At 56.3% G+C, this 23631-nt stretch carries 16 protein-coding genes and 4 pseudogenes; 5 read left to right on the top strand and 15 right to left on the bottom strand.

All coding sequences use genetic code 11. From position 1 onward, the window contains the following. Together OIU37_RS34185 and OIU37_RS34180 are read left to right on the top strand one after the other, a co-directional pair. A complete protein-coding gene (locus tag OIU37_RS34185) occupies nucleotides 1–978 on the top strand; it encodes an aldose 1-epimerase family protein (RefSeq protein WP_264260100.1) in 978 nt (325 codons plus the stop codon). A gap of 395 nt (nucleotides 979–1373) precedes the next feature. Beyond that, complete coding sequence (locus tag OIU37_RS34180) at nucleotides 1374–2957, top strand: hydroxymethylglutaryl-CoA reductase (protein WP_264260099.1); 1584 nt, start codon at nucleotides 1374–1376, stop codon at nucleotides 2955–2957. A gap of 1370 nt (nucleotides 2958–4327) precedes the next feature. On the opposite strand, the gene OIU37_RS34175 is transcribed toward OIU37_RS34180, so the two are convergent. From OIU37_RS34175 to OIU37_RS34160, 4 genes are all read right to left on the bottom strand, one after another. Continuing rightward, nucleotides 4328–4570: a RodZ family helix-turn-helix domain-containing protein gene (locus OIU37_RS34175; protein ID WP_264260098.1), complete on the bottom strand. Its 243-nt coding sequence runs from the start codon at nucleotides 4568–4570 to the stop codon at nucleotides 4328–4330. Between the two features lie 117 nt (nucleotides 4571–4687). Continuing rightward, the gene (locus OIU37_RS34170) at nucleotides 4688–5581 is read right to left on the bottom strand and encodes a hypothetical protein (protein WP_264260097.1); all 894 of its coding nucleotides are present in this window, start codon (nucleotides 5579–5581) and stop codon (nucleotides 4688–4690) included. Between the two features lie 235 nt (nucleotides 5582–5816). Further along, on the bottom strand, nucleotides 5817–7202 hold the full coding sequence (locus OIU37_RS34165) for a hypothetical protein (protein WP_264260096.1): 1386 nt from the start codon (nucleotides 7200–7202) through the stop codon (nucleotides 5817–5819). Nucleotides 7203–7616: 414 nt separating this feature from the next. Then, on the bottom strand, nucleotides 7617–8549 hold the full coding sequence (locus tag OIU37_RS34160; RefSeq protein ID WP_264260095.1) for an SDR family NAD(P)-dependent oxidoreductase: 933 nt from the start codon (nucleotides 8547–8549) through the stop codon (nucleotides 7617–7619). Between the two features lie 272 nt (nucleotides 8550–8821). On the opposite strand from OIU37_RS34160, the gene OIU37_RS34155 reads away from it, so the two are divergent. Beyond that, nucleotides 8822–10720 carry a potassium transporter Kup gene (locus OIU37_RS34155; protein ID WP_264260094.1) on the top strand — a complete coding sequence of 633 codons (1899 nt, stop codon included), beginning with the start codon at nucleotides 8822–8824 and terminating at the stop codon, nucleotides 10718–10720. A gap of 109 nt (nucleotides 10721–10829) precedes the next feature. Here the strand turns inward: OIU37_RS34155 and OIU37_RS34150 are convergent, their stop codons facing one another. After that, nucleotides 10830–11387, bottom strand: coding sequence for a hypothetical protein (locus tag OIU37_RS34150; protein WP_264260093.1), 558 nt, complete (start codon nucleotides 11385–11387; stop codon nucleotides 10830–10832). Nucleotides 11388–11519: 132 nt separating this feature from the next. Further along, nucleotides 11520–12179, bottom strand: coding sequence for a transcriptional regulator (locus OIU37_RS34145; protein ID WP_264260092.1), 660 nt, complete (start codon nucleotides 12177–12179; stop codon nucleotides 11520–11522). A 281-nt stretch (nucleotides 12180–12460) separates the two neighbouring features. On the opposite strand from OIU37_RS34145, the pseudogene OIU37_RS34140 reads away from it, so the two are divergent. Beyond that, nucleotides 12461–12553: pseudogene (locus OIU37_RS34140) on the top strand (IS5/IS1182 family transposase); the annotation flags it as partial. Here the strand turns inward: OIU37_RS34140 and OIU37_RS34135 are convergent. Beyond that, nucleotides 12526–12798, bottom strand: coding sequence for a hypothetical protein (locus tag OIU37_RS34135; protein WP_264260091.1), 273 nt, complete (start codon nucleotides 12796–12798; stop codon nucleotides 12526–12528). The pseudogene OIU37_RS34140 and the gene OIU37_RS34135 overlap by 28 nt on opposite strands. Before the next feature lie 664 nt (nucleotides 12799–13462). Here OIU37_RS34135 and OIU37_RS34130 point away from each other — a divergent pair. Continuing rightward, a pseudogene (locus tag OIU37_RS34130) lies at nucleotides 13463–13659 on the top strand (NTP-binding protein); the annotation flags it as partial. Nucleotides 13660–13978: 319 nt separating this feature from the next. On the opposite strand, the gene OIU37_RS34125 reads toward OIU37_RS34130, so the two are convergent. The 8 genes and pseudogenes from OIU37_RS34125 to OIU37_RS34090 form a co-directional block, all read right to left on the bottom strand. Continuing rightward, the gene (locus tag OIU37_RS34125) at nucleotides 13979–15130 is read right to left on the bottom strand and encodes a hypothetical protein (protein ID WP_264260090.1); all 1152 of its coding nucleotides are present in this window, start codon (nucleotides 15128–15130) and stop codon (nucleotides 13979–13981) included. Further along, nucleotides 15127–15486 carry a hypothetical protein gene (locus OIU37_RS34120; protein WP_264260089.1) on the bottom strand — a complete coding sequence of 120 codons (360 nt, stop codon included), beginning with the start codon at nucleotides 15484–15486 and terminating at the stop codon, nucleotides 15127–15129. The genes OIU37_RS34125 and OIU37_RS34120 overlap by 4 nt, the downstream gene beginning before the upstream one ends. A 313-nt stretch (nucleotides 15487–15799) precedes the next feature. Further along, on the bottom strand, nucleotides 15800–17395 hold the full coding sequence (locus tag OIU37_RS34115; RefSeq protein ID WP_264260088.1) for a restriction endonuclease fold toxin: 1596 nt from the start codon (nucleotides 17393–17395) through the stop codon (nucleotides 15800–15802). Between the two features lie 284 nt (nucleotides 17396–17679). Next, nucleotides 17680–19488, bottom strand: coding sequence for a hypothetical protein (locus OIU37_RS34110; protein ID WP_264260087.1), 1809 nt, complete (start codon nucleotides 19486–19488; stop codon nucleotides 17680–17682). Further along, entirely contained in the window at nucleotides 19485–21689 is a 2205-nt protein-coding gene (locus tag OIU37_RS34105) for a VWA domain-containing protein (protein ID WP_264260086.1), read from the bottom strand. The genes OIU37_RS34110 and OIU37_RS34105 overlap by 4 nt, the downstream gene beginning before the upstream one ends. Nucleotides 21690–22068: 379 nt before the next feature. Next, nucleotides 22069–22639, bottom strand: a pseudogene (locus OIU37_RS34100) (transposase); the annotation flags it as partial. Then, nucleotides 22623–22859, bottom strand: a pseudogene (locus OIU37_RS34095) (DNA polymerase Y family protein); the annotation flags it as partial. The pseudogenes OIU37_RS34095 and OIU37_RS34100, both read right to left, overlap by 17 nt. After that, on the bottom strand, nucleotides 22777–23535 hold the full coding sequence (locus tag OIU37_RS34090) for an ImuA family protein (RefSeq protein ID WP_264260085.1): 759 nt from the start codon (nucleotides 23533–23535) through the stop codon (nucleotides 22777–22779). The pseudogene OIU37_RS34095 and the gene OIU37_RS34090, both read right to left, overlap by 83 nt. Nucleotides 23536–23631 lie beyond the last annotated feature (96 nt).

The raw sequence follows: 23631 nt of genomic DNA, 5'->3' as shown, positions 1-23631 counted from the left end.
ATGGACATCAATCTGCGAAAGAAGGCACCAGGCTTAAGAGCTGTCGCCGACATACGGCTGGCAACGCACGAGGACGGTCCCGGGCGCGGCCAGAGGATCCTGATTGCCCGAAACGCAACAGGCGTGGCGTTCGACGTCGCGGTTGATAGAGGATTTGATATTTCCTGCCTTTCCATCGGCGGCATCAATATCGGATGGCATTCCTCTGTGCAGACGCGGTTTCCTGCGAGCGATCCCGGTTCCGAGGAAGGATGGGGCTTCTTGCGCAACTTCGATGGTTTCATGGTGACATGCGGTCTCGATCACATCAGTCGGCCTCTCGAAGTGGACATCTGCCATCATAGTCACCCACAATTCAAAACAAAGACGATGCCGCTTCATGGCAGAATCGCCACCGAAAGGGCGCGGCTGGTCGGCTACGGCGTCAATACCGAAACTGGCGACGTCTTTTGCGAAGCCGTCGTCAGGCAGGCGAGCGTGTTCGGTGAAACCCTTGAATTGCATCGGCGCATTACTCTCCCGGTCTTCAGGTCCGTGCTGACGATCGACGACACGGTGACCAATCGCGGCTTCCGCCCGGCGCGCGACGCCATTCTCTATCATCTGAACTACGGCTATCCCTTCCTCGATGAAAACCTGGAAGTCAGTGGCCTGCCCGAAACTTTATTGGCCGATATGCGGGTCGGTCCACCGATGCCGTGGGACGATTACGGCGAGCGGGTCAGTACTGTTGAAAGTTCGCAAATTCCCGAAACGGAACCGATCGTGCTCGCCAACCCGGAGCTCGAGGTATCTGTGGGCATGACATACAGCCACAGTCACCTCACCAGGCTCGCTGTCTGGCGTGCCTACCAATCGGGCGTGTTCGCCCTTGGCCTAGAGCCTCGCACCGAGCCTGCTGAGGACCGTCCGCTTCTTCAGGCAGGAAAAAGGTGCGCGCACTCGTTTCAGCTTGTTTTGGACAATCAAAGACGCTGATACACTGTGAATGGGCGTCAATAACTGCGCTGATCGCTCCCGTTTCACGTGCCGGATTTAAACTATCGTCCTCGACGATGAGCCGGGCACTGTCATCATACCCAGAGTCGAGGATCAAGTCTGCCGTTGGAGCGCTTGAACGCCCGTGACCCACGCAACGGCGACTTGTGCGGCGGCCATGCCAGAACCAGCACTGACTGATGTCCTTCGGTTTGCCAGCAGCCGCTCCCGGGTTATCCTGTATTTCAAATGTAACCTTACTCTTTTGGCCCGCGCCCCGTTTCTGAACTAGAAGGGCGGGCGGCGGCACGAGGCGTTGTGTCGTCGCGAGGATCACGAGGGCCGTGGTTTGCTGGTCTCGCCCACAAACCTTCGACAATGCGGAGTTTATCACGATGACTTTGTCCCAAATCTACCCCAAACAATCGCCGAACTCCGCAATCAAAGTCGAACATCCGCTTTTTTCCCAGCCTCTCATTCTCAACGAGATTCACTCAGACGGCCTCAAATTTTCCGCGCAAGAACCAGATGAACGATTTTCCCATGCAGGAACGTATGCGGCGCTCTTTTACTTTGACGACGATATTCAGCAGCCGATCGAAATTGGGCTGACTGGTTTTGCACGGGAAGGAAGAAACAACATTGTGGTGGCTTCTTTTTCGAGCGACCAGGAGGAAGCAATCTTTTGGCGTGCCTTTAGAGGTCATGGGCAACGCGTCGGGGCCTTGATGAAAGCTGACAAATGGCCGCGCATGCCGGCGCGTGCTCAATACAGCGAGTCTGCACGGCTACAGCGCGTTAGCTTCCTCGAGGAATATACCGGCACCCGACTGGATGAGGTTGCGACCACATCGCTGGAGTCCGAAGGTCTCGTGCGAGTGACGGAATCATTTATTGGCACGGTGGAAGTTCCGGTCGGCGCTGCAGGGCCGCTGCTTTTTAATGGTCAGTGCGCGCTCGGGCATATCTTTGCTCCAATGGCGACGACGGAAGGATCGTTGGTTGCTTCCGCCACGCGCGGGTCCACCGCTATAACCGCCAGCGGCGGGGTCACTACCGCAGTCCTCGATCGAAGAATTACACGCGTTCCCCTCTTTCAGATGGCGAATTTGCACGACGCGATCTTCCTGGGTCAGTGGGTACAATCCCGGATTTCTGAGATACGTCTCCAGACCGGGTTGATGTCGAAACATGCGATTCTCAAGAGTATCGAGCCGCAGATTCTCGGCAGGGATCTACATCTTCACTTCGTATATGACTCGGCAGATGCGGCGGGCCAGAACATGACCACGGGATGCACGTGGCGCGCATGCCATTGGATCATGGAAGAGGTCGCCAGCAGGTTCGGCCTTGAGGTTGAACGCTTCATCATCGAGTCCAATCTCTCCAACGACAAGAAAATTTCCTTTAACAACTATATCTGCGGCCGAGGTACGAGGGCAGTCGCCGAATGCAAATTGCCAGGTGAACTGACCCAAAAGTTTCTTCACGTCACCCCCGAGCAGTTGGTTCGGGGCTATCACAGCCTCGCTGCCGGCGGGGTTGCGGGCGGTATGATAGGCGTCAATGTCAATGTGGCAAACATGGTGGCGGCGATCTTCACTGCGACTGGACAGGACATAGCAAGCGTGCACGAATCCGGTGTCGGACACCTGACTATGGAGCTTGTCGATGGCGGCACCGCGGTTTATGCAAGCCTCGTGCTTCCGAGCCTCCTGATTGGCACCGTCGGCGGGGGTACACGACTACCCCAACAACGTACGTGTTTGCAGATGATTGACTGTGACGGCGCGGGAAAGTCGCCACGGCTTGCTGAGATCATTTGTGGATTCGCCTTGGCACTCGATGTTTCAACTTTGTCAGCTCTCGTGTCCGACGAATTCGCCGCTGCCCACCATCCATTAGCCTCCTCCCCCGCTCCCAAGGCCAAAGCCAAAGGCCGCTCGCGCAATCAAGTCCCAACGACGGCGTTACCTTAAGAAATGATCTTGAGCTTCCCAGCAACTGCGGGCTCGCCCGTGGGGCTCAGCTCTGCAGACTACCTATCATCGCCGTGATGACACGCGTTACATTGCCGGCACAAACGGGACTTTCGTTGGCATTCAACGCAAAGTGCGGCTATGGACCTGAAGCGCCATCGTTTGGGTTTCGAGCACCGTTGGATTCATCCGCTTCGGCCGCGACTGACGGGCTTTAAGCGACCGAGGGCGGAGGAGCTAATCTCTAATGGACGGTTGATTGCGTCATCCCGACAACGACTTTAAACGCGTGGAATGACACGCCGCAATTAATCGCGCCCGTGTCCATCGCCGCGCGACCTGGTATCCAGCTGTCGGGCCTCTCGGCGAAAAATTCGGTCGTATTCCTCCTTTTTGGCCGTGCGCTCAGGATCGCGTCTTGCGATGGCCTCCAACACTTCACCCCTCATCCTCATGCGATCGGCGTCATGCGACGCCGCCAACCCCTCACCTGCTGCGGGCGGCAACAATCTCCGTTTTTTTTGCCCGCTCGTGTCGCCGTATCGGGGAACCTCCTCCTCCGCTTTTCGCTTGTCTGGAGCGCTCAACCTGCGAATTGGTGTCCGCGGCGAAGCCGGCGCTGATCGGGGTGCATTGTTTTGCATGTCTCCGTCCAACTGAAGGGGCACTGTCGTCAACGACGCTGGATCAACCGTTTTGGTCTCTGGAATGACGGGCGGGGGAGACGTGGGAGGCGTGAAAGGCGGCATCGACCCATCCGCCGCGGCCGGGGACAACAATGCTTCATTCTGTAGGTCTACAAAGTCTGAGCGGCTTGAGCCTATGGAGCTCCTACGCCCTTCGGCAGGAAAAGAACTCGGCGGATCATCGGAAGTGTCCGGACCTCGGTCCTGTCTCTGTCTTTCGTCAACGCGATTGAAATAGTCTACGAAGCTTTCTTCCGGCAGAATCGGATTCAGGATTTCCTCTGACGTTTCCACAGAAGCGGGTTCTGAACCGACCCTGGAGCTTGTGTCTTTCGTTGGCATCTCGGACCTCCTACGGCTATCGAGCAGGAACTTGATACAGTTTTCGCCATCCCGAACCAGACGCCTAGGGTTTAAGAGTTACAACCGTAATGTCGCTGAATTTTCCGTCGCACGGCAATTGCTTTCCGTTGTACTCGTTGCCGCTCCACCTCGTCGCTCAATTCAGTAATGGGCGGTGAACAAGCACGTTCGATCTCGGCCCTCAGGCAGGATGGGCCGGCAAGCCCAGCTCGGCAGACGCGAAACTTGAGAGACGTTAGATCCCAAGCCTTACAAGCCTCGCGTCGATCAGCCAATGCTTCGAGAATAACGCTTCAGGTCAACGTGGCGGACATCCTGCCCTCAAGGCACCTTGACCTGCACCCCGAGCACGGATGCGAGGCGTTTCACAAAATCGGGCCGTTCCTCGGCATCGCTTTCAATGTTGTCAATTTCACTGACAGTAAGGCCGGTCGTTTCGGCGAGATCGTCGAGGCTGTAACCCATCGCCAAGCGTGCGTGACGCAAGACGGAACCCTGGGAATGTTCGATGGCGTCGGCGTTCTCAAGAGGTCCGGAAGCATGCCTCAATGACGCATTCTGCATTTGTATTTCCTCTAGACAAGTTCACCGACGAAACTGCCGTTCGCAAACCCGCGTGCGAAATAACGGCGTATGTGTCCCGGTGCATCCAGTATTGCGACTCGTACGCATCCATAAGTGTCAAGGCCCGCGACCACCTCTCTCCCGGATCGTATTTTCAAGGTCAATCCGCGCCGCATCCGCATGACGAACTTTGGCTTGCACATCCTCTGCGGCAGTCCTCACCCGCTGCTTCACGGGTATATACCCACTGCTCCCATGGACTTCTGCCGGTGGGCTGGGGGTATTTTCCACGGTGGAGGTGCTCTCTCGCCGGCCAATAGCATCAAGTTCCCCATCAATGGTTGCCGCCGTCAGCGGATCCCGATTTCTCACCTCCGCCATCCGCGCTTCCTGTGCTGGCGTCCGATATGCGTGCAATTTCGCGACAGCCTTGCACGCATGAAAAATGTGTGTGCCATGTGGCTGTTCAACGAGATCGAGTGCAGAATCAAGCAGACGCAACCGGCTTCCTTCACTCAACCCCGCCGAATAGGAAGCCATCTTGTTCAGCGCGTCGGCTCTTCTCCTTGGGCTCTCGACCGAAAGCACTTTATTGACGACTTTCGACTGCTGATCAGGAGACAGAAGATGTATCCCCGGTCCGACCATGTCGACATATTCATCGGCGCCGACAGGGCCTGCGTCACGGAACTTACCGCGAGGCAGCATGCTATAGTTTCTCTTCGCAGCCTTGCCTGCCTCATTCAGGCTTTGGCGATAGCCTTCAGCTGGAGAAGCGCGCAAAGCCTTCTGGAAGCGTGGACCGACCATTTCGACAGACGTTAGATCCTTTGCGGCACTGCGCTCATCGCCGGCGAGAGCCACCTCCCCCAATATCCTGTCGAATATTTCGGTCGGCATGCTCTCTATGCCGGTGGGTTTGGCGAGTCTCTTGCTGCGTCTTGGTGCAATGGCCGCATTTCGATCATCGTCAGGAGCCCGCTTGCGGCCCTTTTCTTCCTGCTTTGGCATGATCCTCGTCCACGGAAATTGATCCTCACAGATCATGCCGGTTCGACGGTATTTGTTCAACGCGATACACGTTTCGATCGTAACACTGAACCTATGAACACCCACCGACAGCCTGCGCAAGCCCACAGCGTGCCGACACCGGCAAGCCGACCGTCAGCATGTTTTGCCAAGGCGTCGAGATGGGTCCTTCGACCCGCCCGGCATTTCGCTCGAGAGAAAATCTGATCCACTCGAATTATCGCGAGTTCACAGATCTCGGTTCCGCCGCCCGTGCAACGATCAAAGAAGCACGTGCGGAGGTGCCTGTGTCCCTTGCACGCACCACCGGAGATGTGTCGCTGGTCGCGACACGGCTCCCCTCTGCCTGGAATGCCACCGGATGCCGTAGTAACATAGGTCCGTCGTTGGCAGATCTGACCACCTCCAGGCGGCGGCCAATCGGTTTGGCGTTCATCGAAGCTGCGGGTGGGCGGGTGGTATACTCCCTATCGCGAGATAGCATCCTTGAGATCCGGTCGGCTATTTTTCGAGGGATCGGTTGGACAAGTTCCATGAGCCGGTCTCCCAATCCCTTCCTGACGGGAACCCGCAGCGCGTGGCTTTCCTGACCGGTTGCCTCACGAGAGGCCGCTTGAGCTTCGCCTCCGGTTCGAGCCGGGGTCTCCGTGCGAAACTGCTGCTGTTGTCGCGGATGGAGCCGCCGGATAGGGACCGAATGCCCGCGATGCAGAGGGGCCTCGTTGTGTTCGTCGACGTCACGCCGCGTCAATCGACCTGCCGCACCAGAGGAAGCTGAGGTCACGATGCGAGATTGGGGCTGCCGCGACTGAAGCCGACGGATGGAGATACCAGGCTGTTCCACGCCGTCGTCGACCATCGACGAATTGCCAGCATGGCCGGCATCCGCATGGCGGTGGGCCGGAGCTGCGCAGTACTGCTTAAATCGTTCGTAGGTGTAAACATGAGGATGCGGCCTCGGTTTTGAACCCGGGCCGGTGTGCAGCTCCGGAGGAGGCCAAGCGCCGTTTTCTCTCGCCAATGCGATGTATCTGTCTATCTCCGTATAGGAAGGCCCGCGCATCCCCTCGGACCACATGTTGTGCGCGTTTATCCTGGCCTCCTCATGGCTTAGCTCACTTCCGGTAAGCTGCTTCCCCTTTGATTCGGCTTCATAGCGAACGCGCTCCCTGAATTCCAAATCTCGGCCATCGACGTGTCTGCTCCATTCGACCTCCAAGGCGAACTTGTCGACGTCGCGTTTCACCAATTCGCTGCCAAAGCGATCTGCCAGCTGTTCCTTGGCGAAACGAAGCCTCTCTTCCACCCTGTCCCTGTCGACCTGAGCGGGCAGCCTCGGCTCCGGGCCTTCTGCTATTCCCTGCGCCTCGCGGCGCCTCGCCAGTCTGTCGTCTATAAGATCGTCGGGCACGTTGCGCTTGAGAAACCATTCCTGCTCGCGAAGCCTGCCTGGAAGCGCGGCAGCGATTCTTTCAGCTTTCGCCTGCTCCTGACGTCTGGCCGCAGCCTCCCTTTCCACCTCCAGGGGATCTTTTCTCAGGTCACTTTCCATCGCCCGCATCAGGCGATCGATACCCTCGTCCGACCAGTTTTCTTCGCTCATGAGAAGCTCACTCTTCAGTTGAAACCGCGTCCCCAACTGTGCCCACTGCGACCAGGAACAATACTAGCTGGCCCGCGCATTTTTTTCATAGATTTCTCCCAGTTTATTACAGATGCAACGTCTTTGCTGAAGCGTTCACTTCAGCGACCAGTGGCTTCCAAAGCCAGTCGAATTCACGGCTAACGAAAAAGACTAGACCATGCTGAGGCCAGCGATGTTGAGGCGAGAAGCCAAATGGGGCACGTGAAAGCACAGATTGGCGACGTTGCAGCGGATCTGCACCATTGGGTGGCAGCAACGAAATCATCGCGTGTGATGTACTATCCTAGCGCCGCCGCCCGATTTACACGGCAAACAACTCACCCAGCCGTGCCAATGTTTCTGAAACTACTGACACCCACAACGCGCCTCTGATCATGTGGACAATCGCAAGCGGTAAAGGTCCGAATGCCGCCCCATCCCCCTCAAGCGTTCCTTCATCACGTCAAGATCGTCGTCGGGGGCTATATAGCAACCGCTCAGAGGGCGATAGCGGCCGGACACCAGCTTCGCAATCATGTCCAAACTCTGCTGTACATTAACCACCTTCCCGGTTGCCAGTTGCTCTTGGAACCAGGTTACGACCTTTCCTTTTGGAGAGGCAGGATCGACGGCTGATGGATCCTCTAGCTCGGTAAGGCCGATCGGCAGAAGTCCGGGGTGAAGAGCAAAGATCGATACCCCGTGGCGGATCGTTTCTGCTGCCAAGTTCTCGGTCAACTTGATCAGCGCGCTTTTCGAAACGGCATATGCTGAACAGGTTGGCCACCGAAAGACACCGGCGTGGCTGGCAATGTTCACGACGATACCCCTCCGGCGCTCGACCATGTGAGGCAGTACCGCGTGTGTGCATAGAAAAGCGCCGAGAAGATTTGTTTCGAACGTCTTCCACCAGTCGGCGATATCGACCTGCCACGCGTGATCAATTGGGCCGGTCTCGCCAGCATTGTTTACCAGCAAATCGACTGCACCGAAAGTCGCGGCGATTTCGTGAAAGGTTTCGGCGACAGCGTTGGCGTCGGAGACGTCACACACCAGAGGGAGCGCTTTACCCCCTGCTTTTATGATCGCATGGGCAGTCTCGTCCAGCTTGTCGCCGTTTCGGCCGACGACCACGACCCTTGCGCCGCTCTTCCCAAGAGTTTGCGCGATGTGCTTGCCGAGACCTCGGCTTGCGCCGGTCACAATCGCAACCTTACCCTCCAGATTTAACGAGAATGTCTTCTCTGGGACGCCGGCAAGAACGGAACGCTCCGTTGGGATCAACGGTTCACCCGGCTCTGGAGACGCCAAATCAATTTTTCTCATCAATGGACTGCTCGCTTTTTTACGGATGTCGGTGGACGTCTTTCAATGAATTCCACGAAAGCACGAACGTTTTCGCCCTGCAATCCTCGGCCGCCGGAGACGTGTTGCAGGTGTAATATCAGAAAATCGGGGAATGAAGTTGCAACGTGCTGATATGTCCGAAGCGCTTCAATTGTAATCAACCGTATTCCGAAATGCGATTGCCGGTCCCCGCGTATTGCACCATGTGTCTGATGACGGCCTCGTGCCATCAACGCCCCGAAAGGCCGATCATGACAGCGCACACCGTGGCAGCGGCAGACACGTCCGAAACCCGCAAGTTCCTGGTTCTTCTTCTGGGATCGATCGGCGTGGTCTACGGCGACATCGGCACCAGCCCGCTCTATGCGTTTCGCGAAGCGCTCCGCCCCTTCTCCGCCGACGGCATCCACCACACCGAGGTCGTCGGTCTCATCTCGCTGATGGTATGGACACTCACCATCATCGTCACCTTCAAATATGTCCTGTTCCTGCTGCGGGCGGATAACGACGGCGAGGGCGGCACGCTGTCCCTGCTGGCGCTCCTGATGAAGAAGACCGGGAGCTACATGCCAGTCCTGTTCTTCGCCGGGCTTATCGGTTCAGCGTTATTTATCGGGGACGCGATGATCACGCCTGCCCTCTCCGTCATGTCGGCGCTCGAGGGCATGAAGCTCGTCACCCCCGCCTTCTCCGACTACGTCCTGCCACTCTCGGCCGTCATCATGGTCGGCCTCTTCGCCGTCCAGTCCAAGGGTACGGGCGCGGTCGCGAAGTTCTTCGGTCCGATTACCGTGGTCTGGTTTCTCGCCATGGCGTGGGGCGGCCTGATCCACATCGGCGACGACTGGACGATCCTGGATGCGCTAAATCCGCTTAACGCCTTCTGGTTCATCACCCATGCGGGCTGGGCGGGTCTGATCGTTCTCGGAGCGGTCTTCCTGACGGTGACCGGGGCCGAAGCCCTCTATGCCGACCTCGGCCACTTCGGACGGAAGCCGATCAACGTGGCCTGGTTCATCTTGGTATTCCCGGCGCTGGTCCTCAACTACCTCGGACAGGGGGCGCTCGTGCTCAGCCATCCGGAAGCGATCCACAACCCGTTTTACCTGCTCTATCCGGAATGGGCGCTGCTGCCGATGGTGATCCTCGCGACCATGGCGACCATTATCGCCAGCCAGGCCGTCATCACCGGCGCGTTCTCTCTCGCCCGCCAGGCGGTCCATCTTGGCTTCCTTCCACGCCTTCTGATCAGGTTCACTTCCGAGACGAACACCGGGCAGATTTACGTTCCCGCGGTGAACGTGCTGCTGTTCGTCGGGGTGCTGGTCCTGGTCTTCTCGTTTGGCGACTCGGAGTCGCTGGCGACCGCCTACGGCATCTCGGTCACGGGGGCTATGGTCGTCACCACCCTTATGTCGTTCCAATTCTTGCGGGCAGTCTGGGGATGGTCCGCCTTCGCGGCTGGCGCGGTTATTCTGCCCCTCCTCCTTCTGGAGGCGGTCTTCCTCGCCGCCAACCTTCTTAAAATCCACGATGGCGGATGGGTGCCCGTTGTGCTGGCCCTCGCCATCATGGTCATCATGTGGACATGGACAAGCGGCTCGCGCCTTTTGCGGGAAAAGACTGCCCACAATGACATTCCACTGGAGAAGTTCATCCACTCGATCGAGAAATCGTCGCACGCCCCCGTCACCGTTCCTGGAACGGCCGTATTCTTGACCAGCGTCGGAGACAAGACACCAGCCGTCCTCCTTCACAACATCAAACACAATCACGTCCTCCATGAGAAGAACGTCATCCTGACCGTCAGGACCTCAGAGAAACCCTACGTTTCCAACGACGACCGCTCGACGCTCACGCCGATTTCCGACAGGTTCGCCCGTCTCGAGCTCTGTTTCGGGTTTATGGACGAGCCCAACGTCTCCAAGGCGCTCGCGGTCTGCAAGAAGAACGCGGGCTTCAAGTTCGAGATCATGCAAACGTCCTTCTATCTCGGCCGGCGCACGCTGATCGGCAACCCGACCTACGGACTCCCTCAGTGGCAGGACAACCTGTACATCGCGCTGTCAGGGCTCGGCATCGACCCCTCGGCCTACTTCAAGCTTCCCGCCAACAGGGTGGTGGAGATCGGGGAGCAGGTCAGCATCTGATCCCGAAGGACCAAACATCATCCGAAGACGCCGAACCGTTACAGGGGAACAAGAGCTGCTCACAACCAAAGCATGTTGGCCAGATTAATTGCGATGGATCACGGCACGTTCAGCGTTCGAACCGCTCCAGCATCCTCTTCAGTTGTGCATTCTGCAGCTGAAGCTTGCGCGCCAGCTGGTCCCGCAGCAGCCTGATCTCTTCATCGAGGCGAATTGCATCGTCAGAAACGGCGGGAACGCCTGGAGAGGGTGGCAGAACGGCTTCACCCCCTGCCACTGCCTTGCCCCGCGTGCTGGGCTTCCGCGTTGCACCCTCGCCGGTCTGGGAGAGTTTTGGTGCGCGCGCGACCGTACCGGCCTCATCGGACAAGGCCGGATCAGCCGCCTCCACGGGCCTTGCGCCGTCGATATCCGCCGTGCCGTGAACACCGCTTGCCGTTTCCTCGGAATGATCCGGATCCGCTGACACCGCCTCCGATTGTTCGTCAGCGACCGGCTTTTCGTCGACCGGAGGATCCGCGGTGTTCAATCCGTTATCGGCAGCCGTTTCCGTCGGTTTGGCGATGGCCAATACGTCCGGCTTCACGTCATCGGTCGGGCCGTGTTCTTGGCGCTGCTGACGTCGCGGTGACACAAGCCGGGCAAGAAGTTTCCATGGAGACGCCATTTATTCGACCTCGTATTCCACCTCGCATGCAGGCTGCGAGCACAAGCGTTGGCGGCGGGACTAGCCGCCGCCAAGATGTTCGTCTCGATATAGCCTTGGGAATGCGGCCAGCGCTTGACCGGCGCCTGTCGATCAACCGAGGTTGAGCCGCTTTCGCAGATCGGCATTTTCAGCACGCAGCTTCTCGGCCAGTTGCTTGCGCAGTCTTTGGTTTTCCTCTTCCAGCTGCAGAAGATCCGCAAACTCGTCAACCGCCGCCACCGACGGTGCAGCCGCTGCCTGCACGGCCTTCGGGGCACGTTTGACAGGCGCACGTTTGGCGCTTGCCGCACCTTCGTCGGACTTTGCCTTGCGTCCTCTCTTCGGCTTGACCGCTGCGGCATTCGAAGCCGCTGCCGGTTGCGCGGAAACTGCGGCTGAGGCGGTCTCTGGCGCCGCCTTCTTGGCGCGAGGTTTGCGCTCCTTCTTCGGGGCGGGCGCCGCTACGGCCGGCGTGTCAGCGTCAGTCATCGTATTAATATCGTCGGCCATTATGGTCTCCTGTAAAGCCGATGCATTTGTCTCTTGCTCAATCGGCGGTGTCAACAACGCAGCCGCCTGTTGTTCTCCGGCGAAAGACATTCCGGTGCCGCTAACCTCGGAAGTTTCCGGAAGGAATGGCATTGCCTCGTCCTGCAGATCCTGTGCAACGGACTTGAGATCCATGTCGCCCCAGATGGAATTCGGATTGGAATTGAGTTTTCGCCGACCGGATTTGTACTCGACGGCAAAGCTGCGCTGGACTTTTTTCACTTCGAAAGGCCTTGGGTGTCTGCGGTGATGTTTCGGCGACGGTTTCAGCATCGCAACAAGCCCTGCCAGATAACCCCTATCGCCCCGGCGGTCCAGACCCCTGGCGATATCCGGCCCGGACGCGGTTCGGATTGCCTCTGGTTGCGCCGAAGGAACGCCGGGCGCTCTACCTCTGATCAGATGTGTTCCGAGACCGATTGCGCCCGGTCGCACAAGCCGCCGCTGGCGCCATGCCGGCATTTGGGAGCCGGTTTTGAGACGCTAACGGCCATCGTGCCAACGACTTTCTGGTGATCGACAGCACGATCGTTTGTGCTCATCGGCAGCCAGAAAAGGGAGCCAAGGATCAGGCGCTGGGCCGTTCCAGAGGCGGAACCGATTGACTTTGAAAGGTGGCGCGAAAGCGGGGCGCGGCGAGCATGCCAGCAATCACGTTGATGAGCCCGGCATTGTAGCCGAGGACCGCGATGAGAAGATTGAGATAGGATGCAGGGCCTGAAGAAAGGAGTGTCGCAGTGGCGAACATCGCCACGATCAGGAATGCGATCAACACAATTGAAAAGACAGAGCGCATCGCACTTGCGCAAACACCCAGCGAGGCAGCGGTCAAGAAAAGCATTTGATTTTTCCTTTCTGTCTGAACAGGGCCAACATCTGCACCACGTTCTAATTGAAACCGCCGTACTTTCGGCATTCATACGCGCAATCTCGCTCTTACGAGCCGCCGTCCATCGATCCTGCGTGGAGTCGCTGACGCGGCGTTCCAGGTTCACGGCTTTCAACATGAGCTTCGGCTTGCGAGCTCGGCTTGTTTGTCGCTGTGGATCTGCTCTCGCAGTAGTTGCGTCATTACCCACACCATGGATCTCTGAAATGTGGCGCGGCGCGCATGCTCACGCGCGATACCTTCCCCCTTTGGGAGCGGCCACCGATAGCTCGTCTGTCCTTAACGCTTGCCGCTGGCAAAACGCAGCCGCAACACGTCGCGGGGATAAACCTCACCACTTCGCGACAAGGACTCGACAGCGCCCGCGATCCGCTCCGGCGCCTCGATGGTCATAGACCGTAGCAAGGCACTAGAAGCCGATCGTCCTCGGATTGACATGCTTCCTCTCCTGTTCGGCCAAGGGTTTGGTAAGATTAAATGCGACGTTTCTGATTTGCAAAAGGAAGCAAGCTACAACTGAAACGACGCTGAATGAATTGGTATTGACCCGATACCGCCGTTGGAACAGTCCGTTCTACAGGCCAATCTCTTCGTCTCTCGTTCGCGCTCGATACGGCCACTGCGCCACCCATCGGTGTTGACCGCAAATCATTGCGGCGGATACTGCAGATCACTGAGGGCATCACTTCTAACATCTTCCACATAATCAACTCACTGGCTATCGAGGCGATCAAAAGCGGAAGAGAGCGGATTACCGACGAGGCCATTGAGAAGTGGGAGCCGGAATTTGACGCCGAAGCAGCGTTCGCATGAGATGGGAGTATCCGGACGGCAATTGCCGGTAAGGCTGGCCCCCTACCCCGATGAACTTCTGCCGTCGTGGATCATTCGGCATGGCTGCGTTCACGCGGCCATGAAGAGTCGCCTACTTGGTCAATCCCGTAGGCAAGTTCCCTCAACAATCTTCGATTTGGCCAAAATCGCGGCTCCGGGCTGAAGAAATCCATATCTGGATGAATGCGCCGACAGAGGAAGCATTAAAACTGCAACGGCCCTTGCCCGATAACAACCTTATATTATTAGAGCAGCCAATGGCTGAGGAATCTCCTTTACTATGAGTGAGGCCGACCGCTCAGTGAGCGCCAGCGACATAAGTTTGAACCAATTCCTCCAACGGCATAACGATCGTGCCTTTCTTATTGCCCTCGCATCCAAAGATCGCGCACTCAACGTCGTCCCAAGTCTCGCCCTCTTTAACTTGGCTCTGGCTTTCCAGCCGCTCAACTTCATTTACGAATTTTGCCATAAGCGCTTGGCGCTCGCCCGACAACCGGTCAAGCTCCAGAAGTTGTGCCCGGTATGTTTCGGTAAAACTCTCTTTGCATACTCCCATCGCAACATCGACATACCTCTGGTTCATTTCAGTGAACGCGACCTTCTGAGCGTCATATATTCTATCAATTGCTTTGTTTAACCTGGCGACGGCGTGAGCAATCTCTCCCTGTTCGACCTCACCCTGAATGTGAGAGACGGTGAAATAGACCAAGCCGGCAACCACGGTTGCCGCGAAAAAGGCGGTCCCGGTTCCAGCTCCGCCGAAAGCGCCAAACTTTTCCGCAGCTAGAAGCACCAATGCACCGGATACTGTGCTCGCAATTGATGGTATAGCCTGCTTCCCATGCGCGTCGACGCCTTCACCGGGCGCGTAGGCGTCGGGCGCGAGGGACACTTGACCGTCTTCGGTTATTATAAACTTCACGCGAAGAGTCGGGTCATGATGAAGGCTGGGAAATGTCCCAAAATCAGGTGCTTGGATACTTACGATCGTACTCAGCGGCACCTGCGTCGTCAGAAGTGTCGCAGCTTCAGCGCTGCAGGACTGTGGCTTAGCGAGCATCGCGTTTTGAAGTCCAATCAATGCATCGTTGGACTCGATTACATCGAGCTTTATCAGATTGAGGTCGGGAGGTGGGCCGCCTGCCGATGCGGACGCCTCAATTTGCGATATGTATCCGACAGTATCATCAAGCCGCCCAATACCGGCTCTTAGCACATTCAATGCATAAATATTGTCCGATAGATCAACCAGCCACGCCCATCCTATCCTATACGTCACAATGAGTGGCAGTGATTCAGTGCGGTATAAGGTCTCGAAGTAGGTAGCATCTTTCTCCAATACAGCGGCAACGTCGTTTAGCTTCTGCTTAATATCATCAGAATTGGCGGCGCCAACTGGGCCTGCAGAGACTGCGAGTGTAACCAATAATGCACAAGCGAGCTTCATTTGGCGATCATCCGTCTGAGCCAGTAGAGGCGACTACAGCCGTCGGAACATCCCGCCGTAGTCCGGTTGGAAGCGTCGACACTGAGCGCGCGCCAATATCCCGTGTTGCGCTGGCCACGCTCATTACTTATCCCGATGACTAGCATCGCCTCTGCGTCGACTTTCGAAATATCATCAATCGCCAGATCGGACGCCAGCGAGACGCCGCATTCACTCAGAACACCCTTATTTACATCTTTGAACATGTAACCCCAGTTCGAGATTAATGACCGATACGCATTTTGCTCCGCGTTGGCGTCGTGATTGTTTTTGTATTCTCGATAGATATCCAAAAAGATCCTGGCAAAGTCTGACACACATGTTTCCGGACTGAGGGCGCTCTGCACTGGGTCCACTGACGTGTTTATGTTGGTATCGATACAATTGGCGAGCGTCTTCAGAATATCGGAGCTCTCGGCCCGTTCCACGTCACGATAGGTACCTAATGGGACGCTGGCGGTAATACGCGCTGTTACAGCCGAAGGGGGGTCCTTTGCCGAATCTTCGTGAGTGTACCGCAGCGGACATGTCGCCGCTCCCCATACAGGCCCAACTTGTAACATCACGAGCATGAGGGCTAAAAATTGATACGCAAGACGAGTCCGCATGATCTTCTACCCGCGATGTGTTTCAAGGTTTTATTTTAAGGTCCCAAAGCACGTCATCAATTCCGAGGCTCTTTACATAGGATATTACCTCCTCGGGCGGCTGCCTCCTAAAATAGTAGACGGATTGGACATCATATTTCGCCGCCAATTTGCTTGTTGTTTCGATTTGAGTGCGCTTATTGACCATAAATTTTTCAATGGCATCTGGCGTACGATTGAATTCATTCACTGATGCTTGGATGAACCTATCGTTCGTAATGACATCTACCTCAAAGCCATCGATTAGACCCTTTGTTCCGACAAGCCGGTTTTGAAGAGAATTTTCGAAAGCTGCTGAATAGCGGGTGTCTGCAAAGTACGCTGCTGAATGAGGAATATCGCCCTCCAGCTGCATTGCCCATGTTTTGCCAATCAGACTTTTTGCATTTGATAGGCCGATAGCAGTGCCCGTCTCCGTGACAAGCACGTTCTCGTCTAAAATAATCTCGTCCCAGTATTCAGCAAACTGACGTCCGGCCGGCGAAAGCGACGCACCTTCTAAGAATTCGACCTTCAACATTGTGTCGAATTCTAATTCGGTTGCCCTAATGTAATTCAACACGCTGTTTGTGTCATTCTGGTATTGCCATAAGATATCTATCCCATCGGCCAAATAGGCTGATATGGATTGCAGCGGAAGCGGTATCGAAGGGAGCACTGATCGCGCTTTCGCCGCATACTCCATGAGAACAAATTGATCAGTTAGCCGTCGCAGTGCAGCAGTGCCTAACTCCGCCGAGGCTGCGATACGATTAGCCACTGCGCCCCCGGCCAGCGCTACGGCAATTTCAAAGCTCAATCGGCCCAGCAGCTTTCCTCGATCTTCAGCCGATCCCTCCCGGATAGTATCCCAGGAATCCGCCAAGCCTTTTTTAAGCGCGGCGACCAGAGCGGGGACATCCTTCAAAGCGTGCGCGATCGCCCTAGCAGATTCAACCGGATGCTTAATTATTCCCGCCAGGGCATTCACGGTTTCAACTGCTGAGGAAACAATGCCTCCAACCATACCTTTTAGGAAGGATTCGATTGGCCCGGAAGTTGAGGTCGATGCTTCAATTTGAAGAAGGGTAATTGGGAGAGCAGAAGTCGCGGCCACCATGATCAAGTTGGATGCGATATTTATCCGGTTGTTAGACAGCGCGGTATCGTATGGTTGATCGGGAACTCCACCTGCTGCTTTAAGGTCGGAGAGGAGCACATCGGTGAAAGCAAGAAAGTTCGTATTGGCTACGAGCGAGCACCCGCGAATGCTTCCAACGTTAGTAGGTATCTCAGCGAGGACCTCCTGCAGCGCTGTGCCCTTTGCAAAGCCATTGACATTGACGAGTTGTGAGAGATGGCCGACCGCTCCGCCGGAGGCAGAGGCCCGTAGCAGACTACGGTTGACCGCAAAGATCTTTTGCAGCCCATCCGTGGCATCACCCATCGCCTTCCAGAATTCGGCTTCGTTGGGAGATACTGGTTTCGGAGGAGGCTCGTATTTACCCCCCAAATCTTTCAGGAGGCCAGCCATCTTGCCTCGCAGTTCGGGAAACGAATTGCCGCCGCCATTGTTGTTTGCCTTCAGCGTCTGGATCAAACTTGAAACGCTCTCAGCAGTTTGTGCCCGCACACTCTGCCACCTCAGGAGATCTGCGTCCCACTGGCGAAGGGCGTCATTATTCCAAGTATTCCAAGGTGTCGGCGACGCGCTGTTACCCGGTGTAGGTTCGCTTCCTGGAGTCCTGGCATCGTAACAATATCGAGCTACTCCATCAACGAATTGCACACATAGTTCCTGCGTCCGCCCGCTAGGGGTCGCCAAAAAATAGCTCCCCACCCCAAAGGCGCCAACCAACAACTCTCGTCTGGAAAGAGACTGTGTCATCGCGGTGGGGCGTTTCCGAGGCTGTCGAGATCATAAGTTAGGCGGGAGAGTTTTTCCGAAATAGTTCCACCGATGCTGTCCCCTCCGAACAGCAATTTGCCCGGTGCAAGTTCTCCTTCTGTAAGGCCCGCCAAAAATCTCCTGCTTTCGATGGCTTGTTCGGCTGCCTCTTTCCCTACTTCTCGTATGGTAATCCCGCTGTTCATCGTGAATTTACCTGCGTCAGGTAAAGGTGCAGTTTCGATCGACAAATACGGCTTGAATGCGTCAGATACCTCGGACGTCCGCGCGCCAACCGTGACGGCCGCATTGTCAAGAACGAAAGGTATCCATACATAGTTAGAAGGAAGACATAGCCCAAACTCTCTAGGGAAATAGGAAGAGGCTTTGTCTCCGAGATAAAAAGCCGCCTTCTCCTTCAGCTCCGAACAACGGGACATCAATTCGTTTTTTTGCGACGTGAAGCTTTCACGAAGTAGCGGCAATGCCAACGCGAGCCTTGCTAGGTAACCGTCATAATCGGCACCATCTGTGTTCAGAAAATCGTGCAGCCCTTTTGCCGATGGAGTAGCCTGCTCGAGCCTTGTTGCAATCTGAAGCAACCGTGGCTCCGCCTCCGAAATTAAAGCGCGTTTTTCCGATATATCTTGAGCATTGATCAGGCGGTCCTCGATCTGACGAATAGTGCTCCCGAGCCTTCCCGCAATTTCTATCAGGATTGCGTCGCGTCCAATCTGACCAGGCAAACCTTTTAGGGCCATTGAAAGACTTCTCACATTGTCCGAAATGGATGGAAGCCCATGACTAAGTCCGAGAAGATTATCTATCTTTGTCCAATCGACGTTGTCGCCATTGTCTCCATCATCGCCTGCTCCGCCATTTAATAGCGAGCGGGTATCGACGATCTGCTGAGAAGTGCGTTTACCGCCCCCCATAGAACACGAGCAAAACGCGTCTCCCCAATTGGCCGTCGCACTGCAGGATCTTCCTTCGCCGCCAATCGAGCCGATCTGGCCAACCAACCCGGGAGCCCCACCAATTCCCCGCTGACCAGGATTGGAAGATACTGCTCGCGTATACGCCGTCTGGTCTAGCGCGAGCAGCAACAGTGGTATCGCTCTGCCGCCCTTCCCGCCTGTGCCTCCACGGCCCCCTAATCCACCTAAGCCACCAGGTCCAGACTTTATCGTCCCGGAATAGCAATAGCAGGTGGTGTTGCCTTTGCCGCACGCTGCGTTTTGTCCCCGCGCCCCATCGCCACCATTCTGCCCATTTTGCCCCTCACCACCCGGTGAGCCCTGCTGTCCGAACAATTCGATCTTGCCGTCCAAAATCAAGTCTGTTGCAGTCAGGAAGATAGGCCCGGGGTTTTCCTCTCCTGCGATCCCTGGGGCACCACGGTCTCCTGCAATGCCGTTTGCACCACCTTCAGCAGTACCACCAAGATACCACGCGCCCGACAATTGATTTGGCGGAACGACGCCGGATGCCGCAGCCGTTTGGAAACTTGCCTTCTTTGGGGGCTTCGCGGCGGTGTCCCCAGTCGGATACCCCGTAAGAACGCCGCTTGAGCCAACGGATATCGTGGAGGCGGTAATCTTGAGAAGTTTCCCACTCGTGATCAGCTCGCCATCCAGACGAAACTGGTCGACGTTAACATCCGCTGGCGCATCAAGTTTCACGACCTTTCCGGCAGGGATGTATACCTTGGATTGGAAGGTCTCTATTTCAAACGCGTACAACCGCGGAGCAGTAACCATGATCGCTAGCACGACAGCTAGCATAAGCAGCATCGAGCGCTTCATCGGAGTATCTTTCCGTCAATCAGAAGCTGGCGGCCATCGATGTCAAACCCTCCCCCGCCGACGGTAGCCATCCCGGGCTCACTGGAACAAATAGTGTCGACTACCCGCGCGAGACATTGCGAATTGCTATCTTGGCCACAAAAGGTTGCCTTGTCTGCAGCATCCTCGGCAGTTAGGATGCGATCCCAAGCGTATATCGCGAACAGTTGGCCGCCGCTTTTCTTCAGCTTGTCGATGACGCCACACAGATCTGCTCCATTTCCAAGGTGCCGCCAAGGCGTCCCCGTCAAACCAGTCAGAGAAACTTGGAACTCCTGCAGAACCTTGTTCACGTCGATGGTTGAGTGATCTGGTTTGATCACCTTGCCAAGATCACTTGCCCGCCCTTCTCCATCGGCGATGAGCGCCTCTTCGATCCTGGCCGACAGCTTCGGTATGCCGATACCTCGTTGTGCATGTTCGATAGTCGCCTTAGGTACAAAATGAAACGAATATATCGTTTCTGGGGTCAGTGATTGCGGAGCCGACGCGCCGAATAAGACTGGAAAGGAGATTAGATCATAGGAGATAGTAGTATCTATATTATGCAAATTGACAAAGAGCGGGCTTCCAATATCGTTTCCCTCGAACTCGAAGCTTTCGCCGTCGAGAAAGATCACGCTTCCGTAACCACTATATTTGCCGTTGTTCGAATTTAGCAAACGGCCCGTCGCGTTCTGGGGCGCGAATATAGCGCACCCCGGTTTGCTCAGGCCGACATTGAGAAATTCAGCGCTATACTTCTGTTGTCTCCATGAAGGATCGTAAGCATCACAGAAGTGCTCTACCTCACTCGACTTGACCGTGAGACCGTGGACCCATTGATCGTAGAGCCATTGAAGTGACAGTGCCGATCCCTCACGTATAGCGGCGGGCTGGTACAAATGTTCCTTCATAAGATAAAGCCCGCTCGCTGGGCTGTTCGGTAGGCTGCCAGTGTTTGCACTAAACCTGTGAAATGAACACTGACGTGACCAATCGTCGAACAGAAGCAGTTCTTTCATGAGGTTGGCTTCGGCCGTAGAGCGGATCCCACCTGAGTACGCGTAAGACATCAATTCAGAATCGATAAGCCGATCTTTTGTTGAAAGAGTACTGGCCTGCACTTCGTCGCAACCCTGGACGCGAACCGATTGTAGGAGCTTGGTGGAGACCGTTAGCCAAAAAGCAGTTGGCGGCTCACCCGTGCACGATATCTGCAAGCGAGCAGCAACCACCGAAATCGATAGGAGATGTTCATCGACTGGCGCTGCGTCGCGATTAAATCCACATACTACCGTTCGTGCTATTAGCTGTTGGGCAGTGACATTTGCATAGAGTGTCAAAGCCCGTAGAATGTAGTCGACTTGGCGAGCCGTCAGAGTACGGGAAGGAATCTCCGCTACGTTTAAGCTTTGAGTGGGGCCCCTTTCTTTACCAGCCAGCGTGCCTATTACAAATCGTGGAGCGGAGCGCTCCTCAGCCAGGCTGAAGGAACAATTTCCATACTGTCTATACTCGATATCGACGCTGCAAAGCAGTAGCGCGTCGAAAGGTTTTGGATTGACAAGAAGGGATGGGATTACACTCGCAGCATCACTTGCCTTAACATAACGTCCTCCTGTGGCTTCGGCGATGCAGCGCGGGGATCGCTTGAAATCGATTTCCAATTGCGAGTAATCGATGACATGGATCCGTAGAAGAGGCGTTGTTGCCGCCAAGGTTTCGCTTACTGCGCAAACATCCCCTGAACATGAATCTACTCCATCAGTCAGGAGGATGATTTCAAACGGGTCGTCCTTTGAAACGCTAGTAGCGAGTTGCTCCAAACTCTTTGCCAACGGCGTATCGCCTGTCGGGTGGAGCTTTGAAATTCGCGCGATTAATTTGCTTGAGTTGAAACGCTGTACAGTCGCGAGATGTTCTGCAGGAGAGCAGGAGCCGCCAAGTGGTAGGAACCCAATGCGACGCGTTTTGCCGATGTGGCCCGCAAGCTGTTGAATTGCTCGCGCTGCAGAACGGAACTTCTGCACCCCGCCAGCCTTGCGGGCCATTGATCCGGAGTGATCGAGAATAATGATAGTGTTGCTAGTAGCAACATCAGCAGGCTCCGCTGCCATTACTTGAGAAATGGCAAACCCAAGCAGCGCAACGAATAACGCCAGCGCCCGCAGACGACGCAAGATGCCCTCCCCCCGTGAGATTCAGCTGATCCATTGTCTGTGGGTGTTCGGCAGAGGTCAATTGCCCCTTTCGGGTGTATTTACGGTTTGTTCTTACAACTATTTTTCTACTGGACGTACAAAGCAACTGGACTATGCGGAATCCAGGAAGCGTTCGAGCGTTTCAACCCGTGCCAATTGCTTGCCATCTCCCACCGACTAAAACAGCGCCGTCAGTCACTGTTCGTCAACGCTTTAGAAACCTCGAAAAAGCTGATCGATTTTGCTGTGCCGAATGGTTCGCTGCCCTTGAAAGACAGGCCGGCTGTCAATCAGCATCCAAAATTCACCCCTTATCGGCATCGAATTTTGGCTCTGACGCAGATTTGGTGCAATTCCCTCACGTCGCGCCGATCAGGCGGGCTTGAAGCAGATCAAGCTTTCCGCGACCGTACATCTGGCGCTTCACCAGCTTGAGCTTGGTGATCTGCCCCTCAGTTTGTCCGTTCGACCACGGTGAGACGATCGCTGCTCTGACTGCCTGTATGTCTTTCGCAACGCCATTGGCAAAGGAGGCAACCAGACTTTCGCGAGCGCGATCGATCCCCGGCGCGAGCTCGTTTTGACGCGCGTTGCACCGAGTGTCTTGCGGATTTGCCGCATCGATTTGCGGACAGCGTCCAGGAACGCACGGCTGGCATTTTCCATCAGATGCCATCGATCAGCGACCTGTACTGCATCGGGCAACGCCTTTGCCGCCGCCAGCCCGTAAGCGCCGCCGCGGTCACGAGCAATAATCTGGATTGGGGATTTCCCCGCAACCAGGCCTCTGCCGTCGCTGGCTCACGGTCCGGTAGTAGACGGATCGGTCGCCGACGCTCCAGGTCACATACGATCGTGCCATAGCGATGATTGCGCCGCCAGGCCCAGTCATCGATGCCGATCACCGACGGTGGGATCGATGGCGTTGATCATCGTCAGATTGGCGACGACGGCCTGGGCTTTACTAGCGGGCATGCCGACCTTGAGGCCGAGCTTTCGCGCTGCCGTGTCGGCAGCCGAGACCCAGCGTTTCGAGCCCGACGTCGAAATGACGACGAGAGGCTGGTCAGCTGGCACGGTTCCCTCTCCATGCCGACGTATCCGGTCTGTTGGCAGATACGGGAAATAGACACACACGACCCTTGGCATCACAGGCTCCTATTTCGAACTCAGCACACTCGCCTGCTTTCACGCGCATTAATTCCGCCAGCCACCGCGCCCGCCCGACGCCCGCGACCGGCAACTCCTCGGAGGGCAACACGCTCACCCGCCAGCGGGTCGTGGAGGCCGTTGGGTTGCCATAGTCGGAGGCCTCGGTCTGTCGTCGCCACCTACGGACCACCAACCCAATTGTCTCGGTCTTCTCGGCGGCCAACTGAAGTCGTCGGGATGCCGTCATCGGCAGGCGCACCAGTTCGCCCACGACTGCAGCCAATCCGCCGAAGGAGAGCCCTTCTTCCATGGACGCGAGAACATCCTCCTCCTTGTCACCCTCGCAGAAGACGACGCGATCGGGATGGAGACCGGCTTGTGCGATCGCAGGGAAGAAAAGGTCGGGCCTTGTGAGGCACCAGAGGACCTTGCCCTTCGAGCGCGCCGCGATCCCGGCGGCGAACAAGGCTGCCGCCGCGCCATCCACCGTACCAGCGCCACCTCCGGCGATCTCGTGAAGAGCGCCATAAGAAAGACCTCCACCCGGCAATCGATCATCTATCTCGCTGATGCCGAATGGCAGCACGGCGGCGTTCCGAGACGTACCCTCCTGGAGGTGCGAAATACGATGTCGAAGTTCCTCGATCACCCGAGAATTGTGGGCACGCGCCATCGTTCACGGACCTCCTCGGCTCGCGTTAAACAGGACTTCATGTCCCCAAAAATGTTGACGTTCCCCTTTTGTTCCTCGCGCAACGAAGAGTCAAGC

The sequence above is a fragment of the Rhizobium sp. BT-226 genome, assembly GCF_025847085.2.
Lineage (GTDB): Bacteria > Pseudomonadota > Alphaproteobacteria > Rhizobiales > Rhizobiaceae > Rhizobium > Rhizobium sophorae.
The sequence above is the reverse complement of the archived record's forward strand: the minus strand, read 5'-3'. Positions and strand labels throughout refer to the sequence as shown.

Bases quoted from the DNA above. Each gene is read 5' to 3' on its own strand.
- OIU37_RS34185 (WP_264260100.1), top strand. From the start codon at position 1: ATGGACATCAATCTGCGAAAGAAGGCACCAGGCTTAAGAGCTGTCGCC.
- OIU37_RS34180 (WP_264260099.1), top strand. From the start codon at position 1,374: ATGACTTTGTCCCAAATCTACCCCAAACAATCGCCGAACTCCGCAATC.
- OIU37_RS34175 (WP_264260098.1), bottom strand. From the start codon at position 4,570: ATGCAGAATGCGTCATTGAGGCATGCTTCCGGACCTCTTGAGAACGCC.
- OIU37_RS34170 (WP_264260097.1), bottom strand. From the start codon at position 5,581: ATGCCAAAGCAGGAAGAAAAGGGCCGCAAGCGGGCTCCTGACGATGAT.
- OIU37_RS34165 (WP_264260096.1), bottom strand. From the start codon at position 7,202: ATGAGCGAAGAAAACTGGTCGGACGAGGGTATCGATCGCCTGATGCGG.
- OIU37_RS34160 (WP_264260095.1), bottom strand. From the start codon at position 8,549: ATGAGAAAAATTGATTTGGCGTCTCCAGAGCCGGGTGAACCGTTGATC.
- OIU37_RS34155 (WP_264260094.1), top strand. From the start codon at position 8,822: ATGACAGCGCACACCGTGGCAGCGGCAGACACGTCCGAAACCCGCAAG.
- OIU37_RS34150 (WP_264260093.1), bottom strand. From the start codon at position 11,387: ATGGCGTCTCCATGGAAACTTCTTGCCCGGCTTGTGTCACCGCGACGT.
- OIU37_RS34135 (WP_264260091.1), bottom strand. From the start codon at position 12,798: ATGCTTTTCTTGACCGCTGCCTCGCTGGGTGTTTGCGCAAGTGCGATG.
- OIU37_RS34125 (WP_264260090.1), bottom strand. From the start codon at position 15,130: ATGAAGCTCGCTTGTGCATTATTGGTTACACTCGCAGTCTCTGCAGGC.
- OIU37_RS34110 (WP_264260087.1), bottom strand. From the start codon at position 19,488: ATGAAGCGCTCGATGCTGCTTATGCTAGCTGTCGTGCTAGCGATCATG.
- OIU37_RS34090 (WP_264260085.1), bottom strand. From the start codon at position 23,535: ATGGCGCGTGCCCACAATTCTCGGGTGATCGAGGAACTTCGACATCGT.